General features: G+C 69.6%; 21 protein-coding genes, 2 pseudogenes and 1 riboswitch. Of the genes and pseudogenes, 8 read left to right on the top strand and 15 right to left on the bottom strand.

Annotated features, from left to right (window positions below):
* The first annotated feature begins 101 nt into the window (after positions 1–101).
* Positions 102–902, top strand: coding sequence for an inositol monophosphatase family protein (locus ACFU8Q_RS08800; RefSeq protein ID WP_384449838.1), 801 nt, complete (start codon positions 102–104; stop codon positions 900–902).
* A gap of 574 nt (positions 903–1,476) precedes the next feature.
* Here the strand turns inward: ACFU8Q_RS08800 and ACFU8Q_RS08795 are convergent.
* On the bottom strand, positions 1,477–1,698 hold the full coding sequence (locus ACFU8Q_RS08795; RefSeq protein WP_384449835.1) for a DUF6207 family protein: 222 nt from the start codon (positions 1,696–1,698) through the stop codon (positions 1,477–1,479).
* Between the two features lie 123 nt (positions 1,699–1,821).
* Here ACFU8Q_RS08795 and thpR point away from each other — a divergent pair, with 123 nt between their 5' ends.
* Positions 1,822–2,469, top strand: coding sequence for an RNA 2',3'-cyclic phosphodiesterase (thpR, locus tag ACFU8Q_RS08790; protein ID WP_384449832.1), 648 nt, complete (start codon positions 1,822–1,824; stop codon positions 2,467–2,469).
* 316 nt (positions 2,470–2,785) lie between these two features.
* Here thpR and ACFU8Q_RS08785 read toward each other — a convergent pair whose 3' ends face one another.
* Positions 2,786–3,910, bottom strand: a complete 1,125-nt coding sequence (locus ACFU8Q_RS08785; RefSeq protein ID WP_384449828.1) for a PP2C family protein-serine/threonine phosphatase — start codon at positions 3,908–3,910, stop codon at positions 2,786–2,788.
* Positions 3,911–3,992: 82 nt separating this feature from the next.
* Between ACFU8Q_RS08785 and ACFU8Q_RS08780 the strand changes: the two are divergent.
* Positions 3,993–4,292 (top strand): annotated as a pseudogene (locus ACFU8Q_RS08780) (transposase family protein); the annotation flags it as partial.
* Positions 4,293–4,636: 344 nt separating this feature from the next.
* On the opposite strand, the gene ACFU8Q_RS08775 reads toward ACFU8Q_RS08780, so the two are convergent.
* The 4 genes from ACFU8Q_RS08775 to ACFU8Q_RS08760 all read right to left on the bottom strand — a co-directional run bounded on the left by ACFU8Q_RS08775 (position 4,637) and on the right by ACFU8Q_RS08760 (position 8,869).
* Positions 4,637–5,485 carry an SGNH/GDSL hydrolase family protein gene (locus ACFU8Q_RS08775; protein ID WP_384449825.1) on the bottom strand — a complete coding sequence of 283 codons (849 nt, stop codon included), beginning with the start codon at positions 5,483–5,485 and terminating at the stop codon, positions 4,637–4,639.
* Between the two features lie 424 nt (positions 5,486–5,909).
* Positions 5,910–6,929: a hemolysin family protein gene (locus ACFU8Q_RS08770; RefSeq protein WP_384449822.1), complete on the bottom strand. Its 1,020-nt coding sequence runs from the start codon at positions 6,927–6,929 to the stop codon at positions 5,910–5,912.
* Entirely contained in the window at positions 6,926–8,266 is a 1,341-nt protein-coding gene (locus ACFU8Q_RS08765) for a hemolysin family protein (RefSeq protein ID WP_384449819.1), read from the bottom strand. Before ACFU8Q_RS08765 ends, ACFU8Q_RS08770 begins: the two co-directional genes overlap by 4 nt.
* A 177-nt stretch (positions 8,267–8,443) precedes the next feature.
* Positions 8,444–8,869 (bottom strand): GNAT family N-acetyltransferase, encoded by a 426-nt coding sequence (locus ACFU8Q_RS08760; protein WP_384449865.1) that lies wholly within the window; start codon positions 8,867–8,869, stop codon positions 8,444–8,446.
* A gap of 232 nt (positions 8,870–9,101) precedes the next feature.
* Here ACFU8Q_RS08760 and ACFU8Q_RS08755 point away from each other — a divergent pair, with 232 nt between their 5' ends.
* Positions 9,102–9,329: an antitoxin gene (locus tag ACFU8Q_RS08755; protein ID WP_384449815.1), complete on the top strand. Its 228-nt coding sequence runs from the start codon at positions 9,102–9,104 to the stop codon at positions 9,327–9,329.
* Positions 9,326–9,697 carry a fic family toxin-antitoxin system, toxin component gene (locus tag ACFU8Q_RS08750; protein WP_384449812.1) on the top strand — a complete coding sequence of 124 codons (372 nt, stop codon included), beginning with the start codon at positions 9,326–9,328 and terminating at the stop codon, positions 9,695–9,697. The genes ACFU8Q_RS08755 and ACFU8Q_RS08750 overlap by 4 nt, the downstream gene beginning before the upstream one ends.
* A 104-nt stretch (positions 9,698–9,801) precedes the next feature.
* Here the strand turns inward: ACFU8Q_RS08750 and ACFU8Q_RS08745 are convergent, their stop codons facing one another.
* From ACFU8Q_RS08745 to bioB, 4 genes are all read right to left on the bottom strand, one after another.
* Complete coding sequence (locus tag ACFU8Q_RS08745; protein WP_384449863.1) at positions 9,802–10,479, bottom strand: class I SAM-dependent methyltransferase; 678 nt, start codon at positions 10,477–10,479, stop codon at positions 9,802–9,804.
* A gap of 69 nt (positions 10,480–10,548) precedes the next feature.
* A complete protein-coding gene (gene bioD, locus ACFU8Q_RS08740) occupies positions 10,549–11,256 on the bottom strand; it encodes a dethiobiotin synthase (RefSeq protein ID WP_384449809.1) in 708 nt (235 codons plus the stop codon).
* A gap of 1 nt (position 11,257) precedes the next feature.
* The gene (locus ACFU8Q_RS08735) at positions 11,258–12,562 is read right to left on the bottom strand and encodes an adenosylmethionine--8-amino-7-oxononanoate transaminase (RefSeq protein WP_384449806.1); all 1,305 of its coding nucleotides are present in this window, start codon (positions 12,560–12,562) and stop codon (positions 11,258–11,260) included.
* A complete protein-coding gene (gene bioB, locus ACFU8Q_RS08730; RefSeq protein ID WP_384449803.1) occupies positions 12,555–13,742 on the bottom strand; it encodes a biotin synthase BioB in 1,188 nt (395 codons plus the stop codon). Before bioB ends, ACFU8Q_RS08735 begins: the two co-directional genes overlap by 8 nt.
* A gap of 142 nt (positions 13,743–13,884) precedes the next feature.
* Between bioB and ACFU8Q_RS08725 the strand changes: the two genes are divergently transcribed.
* Positions 13,885–15,027, top strand: a complete 1,143-nt coding sequence (locus ACFU8Q_RS08725; protein ID WP_384449800.1) for an 8-amino-7-oxononanoate synthase — start codon at positions 13,885–13,887, stop codon at positions 15,025–15,027.
* On the opposite strand, the gene ACFU8Q_RS08720 is transcribed toward ACFU8Q_RS08725, so the two are convergent.
* On the bottom strand, positions 15,020–15,226 hold the full coding sequence (locus ACFU8Q_RS08720) for a DUF397 domain-containing protein (protein WP_384449797.1): 207 nt from the start codon (positions 15,224–15,226) through the stop codon (positions 15,020–15,022). The two genes, ACFU8Q_RS08725 and ACFU8Q_RS08720, sit on opposite strands and share 8 nt — an antisense overlap.
* 25 nt (positions 15,227–15,251) lie before the next feature.
* Positions 15,252–16,112 (bottom strand): helix-turn-helix domain-containing protein, encoded by an 861-nt coding sequence (locus ACFU8Q_RS08715; RefSeq protein WP_384449793.1) that lies wholly within the window; start codon positions 16,110–16,112, stop codon positions 15,252–15,254.
* 216 nt (positions 16,113–16,328) lie between these two features.
* Between ACFU8Q_RS08715 and ACFU8Q_RS08710 the strand changes: the two genes are divergently transcribed.
* Positions 16,329–16,760, top strand: a complete 432-nt coding sequence (locus ACFU8Q_RS08710; protein ID WP_384449790.1) for an ATP-binding protein — start codon at positions 16,329–16,331, stop codon at positions 16,758–16,760.
* A gap of 496 nt (positions 16,761–17,256) precedes the next feature.
* A pseudogene (locus ACFU8Q_RS08705) lies at positions 17,257–17,367 on the top strand (LysE family translocator); the annotation flags it as partial.
* A gap of 7 nt (positions 17,368–17,374) precedes the next feature.
* On the opposite strand, the gene ACFU8Q_RS08700 reads toward ACFU8Q_RS08705, so the two are convergent.
* From ACFU8Q_RS08700 to ACFU8Q_RS08690, 3 genes are all read right to left on the bottom strand, one after another.
* Positions 17,375–17,848, bottom strand: coding sequence for a C40 family peptidase (locus ACFU8Q_RS08700; protein WP_384449787.1), 474 nt, complete (start codon positions 17,846–17,848; stop codon positions 17,375–17,377).
* A 3-nt stretch (positions 17,849–17,851) separates the two neighbouring features.
* Positions 17,852–18,035: riboswitch (cyclic di-AMP (ydaO/yuaA leader) on the bottom strand.
* Positions 18,036–18,422: 387 nt separating this feature from the next.
* Positions 18,423–18,731 (bottom strand): hypothetical protein, encoded by a 309-nt coding sequence (locus tag ACFU8Q_RS08695; RefSeq protein ID WP_384449784.1) that lies wholly within the window; start codon positions 18,729–18,731, stop codon positions 18,423–18,425.
* A 7-nt stretch (positions 18,732–18,738) separates the two neighbouring features.
* Positions 18,739–19,374 (bottom strand): ATP-dependent Clp protease proteolytic subunit, encoded by a 636-nt coding sequence (locus ACFU8Q_RS08690; RefSeq protein WP_384449860.1) that lies wholly within the window; start codon positions 19,372–19,374, stop codon positions 18,739–18,741.
* Between the last annotated feature and the right edge of the window lie 165 nt (positions 19,375–19,539).

Raw genomic sequence — 19,539 nt, 5'->3', positions numbered from 1 at the left:
CGGGGCGCTTTTCGCCCTGAACCGTTCGCTCGGCAACGGAGTGGGGAACCTCGGTCAGTGTGCGGTGGGCACGGAGCTTCGACGCCGATATTCTGCACGACGTGATCAACTCATACGCGAGCCTTGACGATGCCGGCATTGCCATAGCTGCGGCACGTGCCGGCGCGGATGTGGTGCACAACATGTACGGTCAGGGGCTCACCCGCATCGACAAGGGCGCCGGGGACTTCGCCACTGCCGCCGATGTCGAGGCCGAGAAGACGATCCTCGGCGTCATTCGTGCCGCTCGACCCGATGATGCCGTGCTCGGCGAGGAGGGCGGGCATCAAGGTGCCGCCGAGGCCGTCCGTCAGTGGTTGGTAGACCCTTTGTGCGGCACGCTGAACTATGCCGTCGGCAACATGCTGGTGGCCGTCAATGTGGCGCTGCGAGACGGGGCGGCTGCCGTGGCCGACCCGTTCAGTGGCGAAGTTTTCTTCACCGATGGTGAGACCGCCTGGGTGCAGCACGACGGGGCCGATGAGCAGCTGGCACCCACGTCCGCCACCCGACTGGTGGACGTCAACCTGGATCCGCCGTTCCCGAGCGCGCCCGGATTCCGGGCCGTGGACCTGCTGGCCCACCCCGGGTTCGTTGAACGGTTCCGGCCGCGAGTCGTGTCTACAACGCTGGCGTTGGCCTGGGTCGCCGCAGGCAAGCGTGCTGCGTACGTCACCGATGGCGGCGACCTGTCCGGGAGTGTGCATTTCGCCGCCGGCATCGCTCTGTGCCGGGCCGCCGGCTGTGTGGTCACCGGGATCGACGGCGCTCCGATCGGGCAGTCAGACCGCGGACTTGTCGTCGCCGCCGACCCCGAAACCCACGGGCTGCTGATGTCGTTGATCCGCAGTCGAAGCCAGTAGGGCTTGGCCAGGTTGGTATCGGGGTGGGTATGTGGCGGTGGCAGGTGGGGCAGGCGCCGGTCCAGAGGGTGACGAGGGTCTGCAGTTCGCGGACCACCTGATAGAGGCTCAGGCGGCGCCGCGTCTTTGGAGGCCCGGGCAGCCGCGGTTGGGGTCTTCGGTACTCGTCGACCGTGTGAAGGGCGGGGGCGCGTCGTGTGAGCTGTTCGACGCCGAAGGTCGGCACGCCGACGCCCGCTCCATCCGCAATACGCATCGGCGGTCGTCCGCATCAGCTCGTAGCCGACCCCTACACCCAGGCAACCCCGAACGGTCAGCCGCTGAGCGCCGAACGCAGCCCCGGACAAGCCGAGTGACCCCGGGAAAAGCCCTCCTGCGCGCGGCTCGCCCAGGCCGCGGGGCGGCGTCGGGCCGGGGGCTGCCCGCGCCGGACACCGCGCCCGGGCCGAGGCGAAAGAGGAACGATGCGCTGAGACCGCGCGCAGCCGCCGCCCCGACAGCATGGCCCGCATGGCTCGGCCGGCCGCATAACTCCGTGGTGACACGGCGTCGGATGTCCGCGTACACCCGCCCCTCACGCCGCCCCTCCTGGAGATCGCCGCGCCGGAGTGATCCTGGAGGTGGCCCACCGCTGCGGCAGGCTGTCCATCACCGCACGGATGGTGTGCTCGTCGTCGGCGGTGACGTTCAGGACCACGAGGCCCGGCTCGGTGAGGTGCTGCTCGTCCGTCACGCCGACCGGCCGAAGGGTGCTGTGTCCTCCGGTGGAGCCGATGCTCGCCCAGGTCCGTGACACGGTGCTCGCACCAGGCGCGCTGCCCGGCGGCCTTGCCCTCGAAGTCAAATTATGGACAGGGTTTGATGTTGTCCGCTGTCCAAGGGAGTTACCAGCACCGAATGATGCGGTACGAAGTCCGGTGTGAACGAACAGACTCAGCCCGCGACCGTTCGCGTGTTCATCGCCCTCGCCCCGCCCGACCACGCGAAAGAAGAACTAGCCAGGGAGTTGCGGCCCGCCTATGACACACACCCTCAAATGAGGTGGAACCGCATCGAGGACTGGCACATCACCCTGGCCTTCCTCGGGGAGCTACCGGCCGAAATAGTTCCGTTCCTGCGCCCGCCCCTCGCCAACCTCGCAGCGGATCACCAACCACTCTGTTTGGCACTGCGCGGCAGTGGAACCTTCGACGACCGGGTGCTGTGGAGCGGAATCGACGGAGACCTCGATGGGCTGCACATGATGGCCGCCGATGTGCGTGCCGCGGTCAAGAGCTGCGGTGTCGACTTCGAGGATCGGCCCCTGCGCCCACATCTGACGTTGGCCCGTGCACGCCGGGGAGATCGATCATCGGCGGGCGAAATCGCCGAAGGGCTCGCCGGATTCACCGGCTGCCGGTGGCGTGCCGAACGTCTGCACCTGGTGGGCAGTAACCTCGGCCGAAGCCGTGGGCCGATCCACTACCGCGACATCGAGGCTTGGTCCCTCGGCAACGGGACTGCACTGGATCTTGAACGAATCAACCAGGGCCAGCCGACAGGCAATATTCGACCTGGCGGGCCATGAAATCGTCGAGCGCGGCGCGTCGTCCGGGGCTGGGGCTGCGGCCCACCGTTCCTCCACCGCGTTGCAGGGGCCGCGTGTTCGGCGGTCGTTGATCCTTCGAGCATGAAGAGCAGTTCAACCGCATGGCCGTCTCCCGACCGCCGACGAGCCCCGGCGCGGCGTGCCCGAACTGATGGCAACCGGCATCTGGCTGCGGATGGCGCGCTCCGTCCCCCACGGCGACACGACTCCGTAGCGTCGAAGGCACCGACGGACCACCAGCCGGAGAGGCGGGACTCGATGAGCAGCTGCTGCGCGCCCGGGGCTACAGTCACGACTACGACGACCTCGACCCGGGCTCGGGGGTGCGCTGGATGCAGACCATGGCGGCGTCGTCTCCCAGGCGCCCGCCCACATGGGCCAGAAGGTCGGCGCGCAGGTGGTGGATCAGGGCCTGGGGGCTGTCGTGTGCCTGGGAGGCGGCACGTTCGGCCAGCGGGTAGAAGACTCTGCCGGGGTCCCGGGCCTCTATCACACCGTCGGTGTAGAGCAGCAGCAGGTCTGCGGGTTCCAGGGCGAAGGTGTCCACCTGGTACTGGGGTGTGGTCAGCTCGCCCAAGCCCAGTGGCGGCGCGGGGCGGCCGGCGTTGAGTGCGGTGGCCTGTCCGTCGCGTAGTAGCAAGGGGGGCGGGTGCCCGCAGCTGATCATCTCCACCGTCTCACCTGCGTCGGGGATGTCGATGATTGCGGCGGTGATGAAGCACTCCCCTTCCTGCTCCGACTCGGTGGGTTCCACCATGCTCCAGCACACACTGTTCTCGAGGTAGGCCATGAGGTCGGGCAGGGAGGATTGCCGGTGTGCTGCCGCCCGGAACGCACCCAGCAGCAGCGCAGCATCACCGATCGCGGTCAGACCCTTGCCCCGCGCATCCCCGATGATCAGCCTGGTGCCGACCGAGGTGCGGGTGGCCGCATACAGGTCGCCACCGATCTGAGCCTGCTCCTCCGCCGCGAGATACACAGACGCCACCCGCAGCGGCCCGATCCGCCGCGGCAGCGGTCTGAGCACCGCTCGCTGCGTGGCCTCCGACACCGTCCGCACCTGCGCCAGCTCACGACCGTACCGATCCCGCAGCCACCGGAACACCGTCACGATCGCCGAGACCACCACCACGGCGACGATCTGCGCACCGATACTCTCCGTGGTCAGGATGCGGAGCCCTACGCCGACGCCGAACAGGGCCGCCACGGCGATGACTCCGACCACGGCGGTCACGAGGGGGCCGGCGAAAGAGGCGGTGAGCGCGGGCGCCACGATCAGCAGGGGCCCCAGCGGCACGTCGGACCCGGTCGTTGCGTCGGCCAGCACGATGCATGCGATCAGAGCGAGCGGGATGGCCAGCAGGGCGTCGCTGGCCTGCCAGGAATGTTGGCGGAACGCGAGCCGCCGCCGTATACCCATATGCCGGAATTGTACCTTCCGGGGTGGTCTCGCAGATCCGTCTCCGGTCCTGCCGGAGCGGTTTTGGCCGTGACCGTCGTGGTTGGTGAGGTCACCATGGGCAGAAGGGACCCTTCGGTTCCTGTCCGGCCTGCTGAGCGCCCGACGTCGCGAACGCGGCACGCGGTGGCGTCGGCTTCCGGCGGACCGGCATACCCTACTCGTGCCGGCCCGGCTGCGCTGCCGAGACAACTGCACCCAGCTCGCGGCAGGCTTCGGCGTGGGGATCGCCACGGTCTACCGCTATGTGGCGGAGACCGTCGGGATGCTTGCGGCACTCGCCTCGGACCTTGCCGCCGCCACCCGGACAGCGGCATGCAAAGCGTTCGTGATCCTCGATGGCCGATCGACCGACGACGGGGACACGATGCGAGTACCTCCTGGTGTCGCTCGTGGCACAACGGGCCGATCCCGGCGACCGGTTCAGCGATCACATCGGGCGACAAGTCGGTGAGGCGCTGGCTCTGGATGATTGCTGAACGTGCTCGGTTCCCCACCACAAAAGTCGCGGCCCGCCGGGTGATCCGGGGCGGGCGCCGGCCTCTTGCTGAGCCTCATGGGCTTACGGCCTGCTGAGGTCCGCGGCATGCGCTGGACGGACGTCGACCTGAAGCTGTCGACCCTGGAGACGGCCAGTACCTGCTGGCGGTTCGTGCAGGCCGGCGCCGCGGTCCGGATTGTGGGTTGCTACGAGAGCGGAGGCGCGTCCACCTGGCGCCAGGTCGCCACGGGGCCGGGGTCGCGGACATCCTCGGGGGTGACCCAGAATGCCGTCCCCAGTTCCGCGTTGTACTGCGCGCCCGTCCGCCCGTCCCCGGACGAGCGGCCGGTCAGCCGGCGGCCGATCCACGGCATCAGGTGCCGGCGGGCGAAGCGGACGTCTTCGGCGCGTCGTATCGCCCATCCCGGGGGCACGGAGGTCGGGAGCGGCGTGCGCCAGTCGTTCTCGGGCGGCAGCCCCAGCGTCTGCCAGACCGCCTCCGCCACCCTGTGGTGCCCGTCGGCGGTCAGATGGAGCCGGTCGACGTCCCACAGCCGGGGATCGCCCAGGGCCGGTGCCCCGTACAGATCGACGACCAACGCACCGTGGCGGACCGCCAACTCGTCGACCAGGGAGAACAGCTCCTCCATCCGCGGCCGGAATCGTTCCATCACCGGGCCGTTGCGACCGGGGCTGCGCATGAGCACAAGCTTCTTGCACGAGGGCGCGAGACGTTCCACGGCCTCTTCGAGACGTCCGCGGACCATGCCCATGTCGCACTTGGGTCGCAGCGTGTCGTTGAGACCGCCGACGAGCGTGACGACATCCGCCCGCATGGCGGCCGCCGCATCGACCTGCTCGTCGACGATCTGGCCGATCAGCTTGCCTCGTACGGCGAGATTCGCGTAGCGGAATCCTGGCGTACGGACCGCGAGCCGTCCGGCGAGAACATCGGCCCAGCCTCGGTACGAGCCGTCGGGCAGCAGGTCCGACATGCCCTCGGTGAACGAGTCGCCGACCGCGACAAGGCTGGTGTAGGAGGCATTCAATTCCATGACGGTGCGATCGTATCGCGGTGTCCACGAACCCTTCCGGGCGACGTCGGCCAGGCACGAGGCGTGGCAGTGGGCTGCGAGCGGCCGCGTCCTCAGCCGCTCCGCCTGCAGCCGGGCCCCAGGACCAACCCGGCGTTGACGGTCCCGGAGCGACAGTCCTCCCACGACCGGCGTCCCCTCTCATGACTGGCGGCTCTCATGACTGGCGGCCCCTCCCGTGAGCGGTGGTCCTTCCGCGGGACGGGGCGCGGCCGGACCCGCGCGGAACCCGCGCGGAGCCCCCCGCGGCCGGACGCGCGCGGAATCTCGGCCGGACCCGCGCGGAACCCGCGCGGAGCCCCCCGCGGCCGGACGCGCGCGGAATCTCGGCCGGACCCGCGCGGAGCCCTGCGCCCTGCCGCGCTCCACCGCCTCGGTTCACCGGTCAGCGTGCCTGCGTCCGGCCCACCAGTTCCCGCAGCACGTCCTCCATCGTGACCAGCCCGGCCAGTCGACCGTCCTCGTCGAGCACCGCCGCCAGGTGCGTACGGCTGCGTCGCAGCGCGGTCAGTACGTCGTCGAGCGGCGTGGCGGCCCGCACCCGGGCGATCGGCCGCATCGCCGTGACCGGGAACGGCACATCGCGCGGTGTGGCGTCCAAGGCGTCCTTCACATGGAGATAGCCCAGGATCCGCTCCTCGCTGTCCATCACGGGAAAGCGCGAGAAACCGGTCTCGTACGAGAGCTGTTCCAACTGCTCCGGCGTCGTTCCGATCCGGGCGTACACCACCCGCTCCACCGGCAGCACCACATCCCGCACGGGGCGCCGGCCGAGCTCAAGAGCGTGGTGCAGCCGTTCGGCCGCGCGGTCGTCGACCAGTCCCGCGTCGCCGGCGTCCTTCACCAGCCGGGCCAGTTCGTCGTCGGAGAACGTGGCGGACACCTCGTCCTTCGTTTCGACGCGCAGGAGTTTCAACAGTGCGTTGGCGAAGGCGTTGATCGCGAAGATCACCGGACGCAGTGCCCTGGCGAGAGTCACCAGCGGCGGTCCCAGCAGCAGCGCGGCCCGTACCGGCTCCGCCAGGGCGATGTTCTTCGGCACCATTTCGCCGAGCAGCATGTGCAGATACGTCGCCAAGGACAGTGCGATCACGAATGAGATCGGGTGGATCAGTCCGTGCGGCACACCCACCGCGTCGAAGGCGGGCTCCAGCAGATGTGCGATGGCCGGTTCGGCGATGATGCCGAGGACCAGTGTGCAGAGGGTGATGCCCAGCTGCGCCGCCGCGAGGAGCGCCGATACGTGTTCGAGGCCCCAGACGACGCTGCGGGCCCGCCGGTTCCCGGCCTCGGCCTCGGGCTCGACCTGGCTGCGGCGTACGGAGATCAGCGCGAACTCCGCGCCGACGAAGAAGGCGTTCACGACCAGGGTCATCGCCCCGATGAAGAGCTGGACGGCGATCATCGTGCGTCCTCCGTCCGCTCGTCGCAGTCGCCGGGCAGCGGCGCATGCAGCAGGGCCCGCGCGGCACGGCGCCCGGAGGCGTCCACCACATCGACCCGCCAGCCGGCCAGCTCGAACGAATCACCCACAGCGGGTATGCGGCCGACCTCGGTGGCGACGAGTCCGGCGAGCGTCTCGTACGGTCCGTCCGGCACTCGCAGTCCGATCCTCTTCAGCTGGTCGATGCGGGCGGCGCCGTCGGCCGACCACAGGGTCCGACCGTCGGCGTCCTCGCCCGCCGGTGCCAGATCCGGTGTCTCGTGCGGGTCGTGCTCGTCGCGCACCTCGCCGACCACCTCCTCGACGATGTCCTCCAGAGTCACGACGCCGGCCGTGCCGCCGTACTCGTCGATGACGACGGCCATGGCGAGCTTGCCGGACAGCCGGTCCAGAAGCCGGTCCACAGTGAGGGTCTCCGGTACGAGCAAGGGTTCGCGCAGCATCTCCGAGACGCGGGTCCGGGGCCGCTGCTCGGCCGGGACGGCCAGCACGTCCTTGATGTGCGCCACACCGACGACGGTGTCGAGGCTGCCGCGGTAGACGGGGAACCGGGACAGGCCGGTCGCCCGGGTGGCGTTCGCGACGTCCTCGGCGGTCGCCTGCACCTCCAACGCGGTGACCTGCACCCGTGGCGTCATGACGTTCTCCGCCGTCAGCTCCGCGAGGTTGAGCGTGCGGACGAACAGCTCCGCGGTGTCCGCCTCCAGCGCGCCCGCCTTCGCTGAGTGCCGGGCCAGCGCCACCAGCTCCTGTGGGCTGCGCGCGGAGGCCAGCTCCTCGGTGGGCTCCAGACCGAGGCGGCGCAGGATCCGGTTCGCGGTGTTGTTGAGGTGGCTGATGAACGGCCGGAATACGGCGGTGAAGGCCCGCATCGGGGTCGCCACGGCCTTCGCTATGGCGAGCGGGGAGGAGATGGCCCAGTTCTTCGGCACGAGTTCGCCGACGACCATCAGGAACACCGTGGACAGGGCGGTTCCCAGGACGAGTGCGACGGAGGACGCCACGCTCGGGGACAGGCCCACGGCCTCCACAGGACCGCGGATCAGCTTCGCGATGGACGGTTCGGAGAGCATGCCGACCACCAGATTGGTGACGGTGATGCCGAGCTGTGCGCCGGAGAGCTGGAAGGTGAGGCTGCGTACGGCCTTCATCGCGCTCGCCGCGCCGCGCTCACCCCGTTCCACGGCCCGTTCGAGCTGGCCGCGCTCGACAGTGGTCAAAGAGAATTCGGCCGCGACGAAGGCACCGCAGGCGAGCGAGAGCAGCACCGCCACAAGCAGCAGAAGCACTTCGGTCATCGGTTCACCTCCGTCCCATGATCGGGCAGGGGCGGGAGGATTGCTCGGTGCCGGGACTGTCGACTACTGGGGGGCTCGCCCATGGGCGGACGCTCACACCTTTCGGAAGGATCGGTCAGGAGTCCACCTATCGTAAAGGATCGGCAAAGAAGGCTGCTCCTTTCGGGTGGTCATCCTTCAATCCGTGAGGGGTTTCACCCAACGGCTCCACTGTGGCTCGGGCCCGTAGCCCGCGGCGCGCCAGGCGTGCTGCGCCAGTTCATTGCGGTCGAGCACCATCGCGTCGCCGCGTCGCCCGCCCAGCCGGACGAAGCGTTCCTCCGCGGCGGCGAGCAGCGCGCTGCCGACTCCTCGGCGCCGTCTGTCGGGATGGACCGCGAGCCGGTACAGGTGGCACCGCCAGCCGTCGAACCCGGCGATCACCGTTCCGGCGAGCACGCCGTCGGACTCGGCGAGGATCAGCGCCCGCGGATCGCGGGCGACCAGCCGCTCGACCCCGTCCCGGTCGTCACTGATGCTGTTTCCCTCGGCCGCTACCTTCCAGAAGGCGAGGACGGAGTCGAGGTCGGCCGGTGTCGCGGTCCGTACGACGAGGTCGTGCATGTCGGCATCGAGGTTGTTCATGCCGGGATCCCATCACCGGGACGGCGGGGGCGACGAACGAATTCCACCATGTGGTCACGGGCGGCCGGGCCGGCATGCACGACCGCGTGGTCATGGACGACCGGTGCGGTCAACGCGGCGACCGGAGCAGGTGCAGTCACGCACGACCGGTGTACGGGGCACCGTAAGGCTCCTCTTGCTGGTGCTAGCACGCCCGCGCTAGCGTGTTGCTGTGCCCAAGACTCAGTTGAATGTGAGAGTGGACGAGGCCACCGCCGAGGCCGCGCGACAGCGCGCGCTACAGAGGGGGATGAGCGTGAACCGCTACATAGAGGAACTCGTGAAGCAGGATGCGGGCGAGGCCGGACACACCTTTGTCGAAGCCGCGGCCGACTTCATGAAGCAGTACGAGTCGGTGTTCGCCGAGGAGTTCGGCCCGGAGCGCAAAGGCACGCGTTGAATCTCCAGATCGACCTCTCCTGGCTGCTCATGGTGGCCGAGCACAAGACTCCCGGCGATCCGCAGGTCGCGGACTGGGGTGCGCTCGTGGCCGCGGTGGCCCGCCATGAGGCCGAGATCTTCGGCAGCCCTGTCTACAGCGACCCGCACTCCAGGGCCGCGGCCCTTCTGCAGTTGCTGCTCCATGTCCCCGCGCTCGAACACTCCAACGCGATGTTCTCCTCGGCTGTCGCGTACGGCTATCTCGTCGCCTCCGGGCTGAAGGTCATCACCTCGCCCGAGCAGGTGCGTGACCTGGCCCGACTGGTGAAGGAGGGCAAGGCGGACGTCCGGGCCATCGCCGACGAACTGCGCCAGTGGAGTCTGTGAGGTCTCCGGATCACAGGCCCCCGGCCCGCGGGACGCTTCCGGTGCGTGCGTGGGCTGTACGTGTCCGATGCGCGCGGTGGGCTGCGCGGCGGTGAACCGACGGGTCAGTCCACCACGGCCGGCCTCCGGGCCACGCCCAGCACGCAGTCGGACGTGGGCAGCCGGAATCCCCAGTCCGGCATTCTGACCCGCCGGTAGGTCTCCACCGTGAGTCCGGCCCTCTCGATGGCGGCCAGGGTGTCGCGCGCCGTGTGACACCCGCCCGCCAGCAGTGGCCAGACCGTACGGTCCAGTGCCCGCTGGGTTGCTGCCATCACCCGGTCATCGGCTCGCACATGCTCGAAGAAGCGCAGCTCGGCGCCGGGCCGCAGCACCCGCACGATCTCCGTGAGCGATCGCTCCACATTCCGTACGGTGCACAGCACGAGCGAGGTGACCGCCCCGTCGAACGCCTCGCTCTTCACCGGCAGGGCCTCCGCCACGCCCGGCACCACATCCACCGGAATTCCGGCACGCAGCGCCGATGCCACCGCCAACTGCCGCAGGCTGCGCTCGGGTTCGATGGCCACCACCTCCGATACCGCAGGCGGGTAGTGCGCGAAGTTCAGGCCGTTGCCCGCACCTATATCGATGACGCGGCCGGACAGACCGGCCAACAGCTCCGAGCGCACCGCGGCCAGCCCCGCCCCGGTCTCCGCCGCCACGCTCATCCGGGCGTAGATCCGGGCGAAGACGGGGTGGTGCACGGCGTCCTCCGGGATTTTCGTGCTGCGAAGACGCATGACGCGCATGGCGGACCTCCTCGACACGGCACTCGACCCGCAAGGTACGGCTACTTCGATTCTCCCCCGTCACGCACGGCTCAGCCGCTCATCCGGCGGCCGGTTCCCGCCCAGCTCCGCAGCCAGCCAACTCCCGGCCCGTGCACGGAAAACGGCCGGCTCCAGTGCCCCAGCACCGGCCGGGACCGCGCCGAGCAGCGGAGCACCCGCCGCCACCGGAAGGTCTGACAGATTGCAGCGCGCCGCGAGGTCCGGCTCGGCGGGCATGCTGCCCACCACCACACCCAGGCACTCCAGCCCCCGGGCCCGCAGGGCCTCCGAGGTCAGCGCCGTGACATTGAGCGTGCCCAGTCCCGCCTGCGTCACGACCAGAACCGGTGCGGTCAGCAGCCGGGCCGCGTCGGCGAGGGTCGTGCCCTCGTCGTCGAACCGCACGAGCAGTCCGCCCGCACCCTCGACCAGCACCAGATCGTGTTCGGCTGCCAGCTTCTCGGCCGCCTCGGCGATCTCGTACGGCCGTACCGGTGGGAGACCGGCCCTGCGGGCGGCCGTGGCCGGGGCCAACGGCTCGGGGAACCGGGCCAGTTCGACCGCGGTCACATGGCCGCCCGCCAGCCGTACGACCTCGGCGGCGTCGCCGTGCTCGCCGGGGGCCAGCCCTGTCTGCGCGGGCTTGAGCACCGCGACGCGCCGATCCCGGTACGCCGCCGCCACGGCCGCGGTCACCACCGTCTTGCCGATCTCCGTGCCCGTACCCGTCACTACCAGAACCGTCATCTCAGCCCTCCCGCGCAGCCGCGCACACGGCGCGGCAGATCCGCGCCACATCGTCGTCATCGGTCACATACGGCGGCATCGTGTAGACGAGATCGCGGAACGGCCGCAGCCACACGCCTTCCCGCACCGCCGCCCGGGTCGCGGCAGCCAGGTCCACCTCGTGATCGAGCTGTACGACGCCGATGGCCCCCAGCACCCGCACGTCCTGCACGCCGGGCAGCTCCGCCGCCGGGGCGAGACCTTCCCGCAGCCCCGTACCGATCCGCCGGACCTCCCGCTCCCAGTCCTGGCCGAGCAGCAGGTCGATCGAGGCGCACGCCACCGCGGAGGCGAGCGGATTGCCCATGAACGTCGGTCCGTGTGCCAGCACCGGCACGTCGCCGCGTGAGATGCCCTCCGCCACCCGAGAGGTGCACAGCGTCGCGGCCATCGTCAGGTATCCGCCGGTCAGCGCCTTGCCCACGCACATGACATCGGGAGAGATCCCCGTGTGCCCGGCGGCGAACAGCTTCCCCGTGCGGCCGAACCCCGTGGCGATCTCGTCGAACACCAGCAGCACGTCGTGCGCGTCGCACGCCTCGCGCAGCACCCGCAGATAGGCGGGGGAGTGGAACCGCATGCCGCCCGCGCCCTGCACCACCGGCTCCACGATCACCGCGGCCAGCCGGTCGGCGTGCTCCGCGATCAGTTCCCGCAGATGGCGGGCGTACGCGGCATCCGGCTCCGCGTCGAAACCGGCCGGTGGCTCGTTCGCGAAGATCTGCCGGGGCAGCACGCCCGACCACAGCTCGTGCATGCCACCCTCGGGGTCGCACACCGACATCGGCTGCCAGGTGTCCCCGTGGTAGCCGCCGCGCCAGGTCAGCAGCCGCTGCTTGGCCGGCCGGCCGGCCGAGCGCCAGTACTGCAGACACATCTTCACCGCGACCTCGACCGACACCGAACCCGAGTCGGCGAGGAAGACATGCCGCAGCGGCTCCGGGGTGATCTCGACCAGCCGGGTGGCCAGCCGCACGGCGGGCTCGTGGGTGAGCCCGCCGAACATCACATGGCTCATCCGGTCCAGCTGGCCGCGCGCCGCCTCGTTGAGCACCGGGTGGTTGTAGCCGTGCACCGCCGACCACCACGACGACATGCCGTCGACCAGCTCCTGCTGCCCGTGGGCCGGTTCGGCGAGCCGGAGCCGTACCCCGGACGCGGACTCCACGACCAGCGGTTCCTGACGTCCCGGCATGGGGCCGTACGGATGCCAGACGTGGGCACGGTCCAGGGACCGCAGCTCGGCAGGGGCGAGGGACTCAGGCATTGGGAGCGAGATCCGTGCCCGCACCGCGACGGCGCACCGCCACCAGATCCGTGCGCGCTGCCGGGACGTCGCCGGGATCGGCCACGGCATCCCCGGGCGCGTCGCCGCACGGCGCGCACCCGGCGTCCTGCGAACCGCATCCGGCGTCGCGCGAACCGCAGCCGCCACCCGCCGGCGCACGGTGTGCGGGCAGCGTCGTCGTCTCCGCTCCCTCCACCTCGAAACCGGCGTCCGCGATCATGTCCAGATCCGCCTGCCCCGCCTGCCCCTCACTGGTCAGGTAGTCGCCCAGGAAGATCGAGTTGACCAGGTGCAGGGCGAGGGGCTGCATCGAGCGCAGATGCACCTCGCGTCCGCCCGCGAGCCGGACCTCCACATCCGGGCACACGAACCTGACCATCGCCAGAATGCGCAGGCACCGCTGCGGGGTGAGGTTCCACTCCTTGGCCAGCGGGGTTCCCTCGAACGGGATCAGGAAGTTCACCGGCACCGAGTCCGGGTCCAGCTCCCGCAGCGAGAAGACGACATCGACCAGATCGTCGTCGCTCTCGCCCATCCCGGCGATCAGCCCGGAGCACGCCGAGAGCCCGGCGGCCTGCGCCTGCTGTACGGTCTCCACCCGGTCCGCGTAGGTGTGGGTGGTGGTGATGTCCCCGTACGTCCCCTCGGACGTGTTGAGGTTGTGGTTGTACGCGTCGGCGCCCGCCGAACGCAGTCGGTCGGCCTGTCCGTCGGAGAGCAGACCGAGACAGGCGCACACCTCGACGCCCTCGTGTCGCTCCTTGATCGCCTCGATGGTCTGCGACACCCGGTCGACATCACGGTCCGTCGGTCCGCGGCCGCTCGCCACCAGACACACCCGCTTGGCGCCACCCGCCACCCCGGCCGCGGCGGCCTTCGACGCCTCATCCGGTTTCAGCCAGGTGTACTTGAGGATCTCGGCCTTCGAGCCGAGCCGCTGCGAGCAGTACGAGCAGTCCTCGGGGCAGAGCCCGGACTTGAGATTGACCAGGTAGTTCAGTTTCACGCGCCGCCCGAACCACTGACGGCGCACCCTTCCGGCCGCGGCCACCACGTCGAGCAGATCGTCGTCCGAGGTCGCCAGTACGGCGAGTGCTTCTTCGCGGGTCGGCAGCTCGCGCCGCAGCCCCTTGTCCACCAGCGTGTTCAGGAGGTCCATGACGTTGATCCTGGCCTACGGGACGGCCCGCAGCCAAGGAGGAACCGGACAACGGAGCCCGCCGATGGTGTGTGTATTGCCACACCATGACCTGCTGCGCCCCCGGCTAGGCTCTGTGAGCTGCCTACAAAAGGGACCGCTCATGTCCTTCGCACCGTTCGACTGGATCGACGGCGAGGCGCGCCGCCGCGCGGACGCCGGACTTGTCCGTACGCTCCGCCCCCGGCCCGCCGAACCAGTACTCCTGGACCTCGCGAGCAACGACTATCTGGGCCTGACCCGGCACCCCGAGGTCACCGCTGCCGCCGCCGAGGCCGCACGCCGGTGGGGCGCGGGCGCGACCGGATCGCGGCTCGTCACCGGCTCCACCGCCCTGCACACCGAACTCGAACACGAACTGGCCGAATTCTGCGGGTTCGAGGCGGCCCTGGTCCTGTCATCGGGGTACGCGGCCAATCTCGCTGCCCTTACCGCGCTCACCGGCCGCGGCTCGCTGATCGTCTCCGACGCGGGCAACCACGCCTCGATCGTGGACGGTTGCCGGCTCTCCCGGGCCGAGACCGCCGTCGTGCCGCACGCCGACCCCGACGCTGTGCGCAAGGCACTGCAGACGCACGACGGCCGTGCGTTGGCAGTCACCGACTCGGTCTTCTCGGTCGACGGCGACGCCGCGCCGCTGCCCGAACTGGCCGACGCCTGCCGGACGGAGGGCGCCGCACTGCTCGTCGACGACGCGCACGGTCTGGGTGTGCTGGGGGAGGGCGGCCGGGGTGCGCTCGCCGCCGCCGGTCTCGCGGGCGGCGACGGAATCGTCACCACGCTCACCCTCTCCAAGTCCTTGGGCAGCCAGGGCGGAGCGGTCCTCGGTCCGGCCCGGGTCATCGAACACCTGGTCAACACGGCCCGGACCTTCATCTTCGACACGGGTCTCGCGCCGGCCGCTGCGGGCGCCGCGCTGGGCAGCCTGCGGCTGCTCGGCCGCGAGCCGGAGCGCGCCGAACGAGTCCGAGGCGTCGCCACCGCGCTGTACGAGCGGCTGACCGCCGCCGGCCTGACCGCCGTGCGCCCCGATGCCGCCGTGGTCTCGGTACGGGCGCCCTCGGCGGACGCGGCGGTGCGCTGGGCGGCCAACTGCCGTACCGCCGGAATCGCGGTGGGATGTTTTCGGCCCCCGTCGGTGCCGGACGGCGTCTCCCGGCTGCGGCTGACCGCGCGCGCCGATCTGACCGAGGAACAGATCGCCGGGGCGGTGGCGATCATGCGACGGACCGCTCCCGTCAGCTGACCTGACCCCGGTGCAGGCCGGAGACGAAAGAGGTCCAGGCCGCCGCGGAGAACCGCAGCGGTGGCCTGGACACGTCCTTGGAGTCCCGCACGGCGAGCCGTCCGTCATCGAACGGCGCGGCCTCCACGCAGTTGTTCATCCCCGTGCTGCGGCTGCTGCGCCGCCACCGTAACGAATGCTGTGCGAAGCAATCCGACATGACGCCCCCCTCGGGCGGTCCGGGGTCACTGATCGTCGCGGTCGATCGCGACGATGAGGTCCAACGAGTGCTGCGGCGACAGCGCGTGCGCCTGCATCGTGCGGAAGGCCGAGCTGTACGCCTCAAGGTCTTCTTTCCGCTCCAGATAGAGGCTACTCGTCAAATGGTCGAGAACTACCACGTCCAGATCAGAAGTGTTCGGAAATGAGAAGATAACGAAAGGCCCGGTGAGACCGGCATATTCACCCACCGAGAACGGGAGCAACTGAAGCTGAACGTGGGGAAGTTGAGCCACTCGGGTCAGATGACGCAGCTGGTTTCTCATCACCCGGCGCCCGCCGACCCGGCGCCGCAGTACCGCCTCGTCGAGCACCGCGCTCAGTCGCAGTGGCGGATCGGTCCGCAGCACCCCCTGCCGGGCGAGCCGCACCTCCACCAGGGAGTCCAGCTGGCCGGCGGGTAACCCGTCCAGCGACGCCCGGGTCACCGCACGGGCGTAGTCCGCCGTCTGCAGAAGCCCGGGCACCACCGACGTCTCCAGGGTCCGCGCGGTCCGCGCCTGGGACTCCAGACTGATGAAGTCGCGGTACTGGGGCGGAATCAGACCGCGATACGCATGCCACCAGCCGGTGCCGCCACCGCCCGCCGAACCCGCCAGTCCCTCCAGGAGCGTCCGCAGTCGTGGGTCGTCCACGCCGTACGCGTCCAGCAGCAGTGCCACATCGGCCGGCCGCACTCCACTGGCACCGGTCTCGATCCGGCTCACCTTCGACTGGTGCCAGCCGAGCATCCGCCCGGCGTCCCGGCTGGTCAGTCCCGACGCCAGACGCAGACTCCGCAACTCCTCCCCGAGCTTGCGGCGTCGTACCACAGGACCATGCCGCATCTGCGGCCTCCCTCCCTTTTCCGCTCCTCTTTCTGCCGAGCGGACAGTGTGACGCCCGCATACGGTTTTGCGTGGCAGGGTTCACCGCATTGAGCGACAGATATATGCATATCTTGGTGGATCGCCGCCGGAGGGGGCAGCATCAGTGGCAATCTGGCGCGAAGCACAGCCGGGACCGATCGCGAGTCGGTCCGGGTGGGAAAGGGACGGCTCGCCATGGCAGACCACCAAGAAGCAAGCGTCACTCTGCCGAGCGAGCCGGTCTCGGTCGCGGCGGCCCGGAGATACGTGGACCGGGTGCTCACCGAATGGGGACTCGCCACCGACACGGAGTTCGCCGACGGCATCCGGCTCATCGTCTCGGAACTCGCGACCAACGCCGTCCAGCACACCTTCGGACAGTCGCCCACCTTCACCGTGGACCTGAGGCTGGAGCGGGAGGAACAACTGCAGTTGGGGGTGACGGACAGCCACCCGCGTCGGCCCCGGCGGCTGCCGGCCGCCGTTCAGCAGGACAACGGACGGGGCATGGTGATCATCCGCTCCCTGGCCAAGGAGTGGGGAGGCCGGCTCACCGTCACCCCCACCGCCGACGGCGGCAAGACGGTCTGGATCGCGCTCCCGTGGAGCATCCCCGTACAGAACTGAGCGGCCGCCCGATCCACCCCGTTCCCCTGGCAGGCCGACGGCCACGGCTCGCTCGCCGACCGAACCTCCGGGGCAGCGCGCCGGATTGACGGATCGATCCTTGTCCAGTGGCAGTTGGAGACCCATGGTGACCGAAGTCGTGCTGTTTCATCATGCCCAGCGCCTGCCCCCGGGGGTGACCGCCTTTGCCGACGAACCGCGCGGCGACGGGTTCACCGTGCGTACGCCCGACCTGTACGACGGCCACACCTCCGACACCCTGGAGGCGGGACGGGCGTATGCGGAAAAGATCGGCGTCGAGGACGTACTCGATTCGCGGCACGCGGGCGGTGGCCGACTCACCGGCCGAGCTGATCCGCATCGGATTCTCCCCCGGCGTGCTGCCGGCGCAGACGCGGCCCGGCATACGCGGTGCCGTACTCGTCCACTCGTGCGTGCCGAGATCCTTCTTCGGAACGTGGCCATCGTAGGTACCGGCCCATATGCACGCCATGCGATGGGCCGGTGGCTGCGCCGGCCGCGTACCGCCCGCGCCATCGAGGGCGGCAGTGGCGCGGCGCTCGCCGCGTTGGGGCCGGCGTTGGTGTCGGGCCCCCTGCTCCGCTGAGACCGCGTCAACGGACCCGACCGTAATAGACGTGTTTCGTCCAGATCTTCTCCAGCCGGACCACCGCACCGGTCCTCGGCGAGTGCCAGATCTTGCCGTGACCGGCGTAGATCCCCACGTGGTAGACGCTGCGGCCGTAGTGGAAGAAGACCAGATCGCCGCGTTGCCTGTGTGAGGCCGGGATGTGGCGGGTCTTGTTGTACTGCTGCTGGGCCGTGCGGGGGAGCTTCTTGCCGGCCTTCTTGAACGAATAGGCCGTCAGCCCCGAGCAGTCGAAGAGGTTGGGGCCGGTGGCCCCCCATCTGTACGGCGATCCCTTCTTGGACGCGGCGACCTTGAGCGCCTTCATGGAGAGAGTCGCCGCCTGGGCCTCCGTCGCGGCGCCCGGGGCGAGCATGGTGCCACCGACGGCGGCCAGAGTCAGAACCGAGGCCGTACCGGCCCGGGCGAGCAGAGACGGGACATGAACCTGCGCAGTCATGCGCAACCCTTCGTCAGCCGCCTGTGAAGGATGACCTGTCGGGTTCGGGCTGGCGAAGTTGCCCGGCCGCGCTCGGCGGCTTCACCCCGAGGGCCGACCGGTGATCCGGTCGACCCGTTGTGCTCGGGTCCTCCACTCCTGCCGATCCACTTCTGTCGACCAGACATCCGGACGGCGGCAGGACTCGGCGTCCGCCCGGACCGCCCCGTCGCTGTGGCGGGGGCTTGTCGTCCCAGGGATCTTGACGCACCGACTGCCGGATTTCAGAGGATAAGCGATGAATTGTGAGGTCCCTCACGCCTGGCCCGTTCGGGTGGAGCCGAAGATTCCGTGAGCGCTGACGGTTACTCGGACTGGTCCCCGTACCAGCGGTGGAATCACAGATTCCGCCCATTTCTCACCTGGGGAACGCAAGTGGAGAAATCCCTCGCAAGAGGGACTTTCTACGCCGAAAGAGCTAGGAATTTTGATGTGACCACCGGGCGTGTCGCGAAGGGGAGTTGGACGCCTCCTGTCGGGGGTGGGTGCGGGGGAAGCCGGCTGGTCCCGGCCGGCCTGGCGGCGAATCGGTTGATCAACTCGTCGGAGCGGGGGGTACGGTGACGCGTCCGGCCCGCCGTTCCCCGTCCAGCACCCGCAGCGCCCGGGCGAGGGTGATGGCGTGGAGCTGCGCCTCGCCGCGCTCGTGCATCAACGCGAGGGCGTCCCGCAGCGCGCCCGCCCGTGAGGCCAGTGCCTGTGCGGCCCGCAGTGCGGAGTAGGTGTCGCCGCCGTGGGCCGGATTGATCCGGCCCAACTGGTCGAGGACTTCGAGATAGCGGTCGATGAACTCGCCCTCGGCGCGCGTCAGTGCGGGCAGTGGTGGCAACTCGGGTGGCCGCATCAGGCGTTCACCGTGCGTCGTGCGGCGGGAGCGACGACTTCCGGTTCTCCATGATGTGGTCCACCAGGCCGTACGCCTTGGCGCCGGGGGCGTCGAGGATGAGATCGCGCTCGATGTCGGTGGCGATCTGCTCGGCGTCGCGGCCGGTATGGCGGGCCAGCAGAGTGGTGAGCATCTCGCGGACCCGTTCCAACTCCCGTGCCTCGATCTCCAGATCGGACGGCTGGCCCTGTACCGGTTCGGTGAGCGCGGGCTGCTGTACGACGACCCGCGCCCCGGGCAGTGCGTGCCGCCTGCCGGGAGCGCCCGCCGCGAGCAGTACCGACGCGCAGGAACCTGCCTGGCCGAGGCAGTAGGTCTCCACCTCGCAGGTGAGGTACTCCATCGTGTCGTAGATCGCCGACATGGCCCCGAACGAGCCGCCGGGGGAGTTGATGTAGAGGGAGATGGGCCGGTCCGGGGCGGCGTGTTCCAGATACATGAACTGGGCGACCAGGTCATTGGCCGCGGTGTCGTCGACCGGGGTGCCGAGGAAGACGATCCGTTCGGCGAGCAACTTGGAGTACGGGTCGAGGGTGCGGGTCCCGTTGGTCGTGCGCTCGGTGAACTCGGGCAGCACATAGCGGGCGGCAGGACGGAACAGCATGAACGATGCCTCTCCTCCGGGATCTGTACGAGATGCGCGTGAGCGGGCTCTGCGCAAGTACCTGTAAAAAATGTACAGGACGTACAGGAGATTATGATGGGAGCACATCCTAGTGATCCACTAAAAGTCCCAGGTCAGACGCTATTTTAGCTGTTCTCTGAG

Origin of the sequence: Streptomyces sp. NPDC057543 (assembly GCF_042801895.1) — a bacterium.
GTDB lineage: Bacteria > Actinomycetota > Actinomycetes > Streptomycetales > Streptomycetaceae > Streptomyces.
The sequence above is the reverse complement of the archived record's forward strand: the minus strand, read 5'-3'. Positions and strand labels throughout refer to the sequence as shown.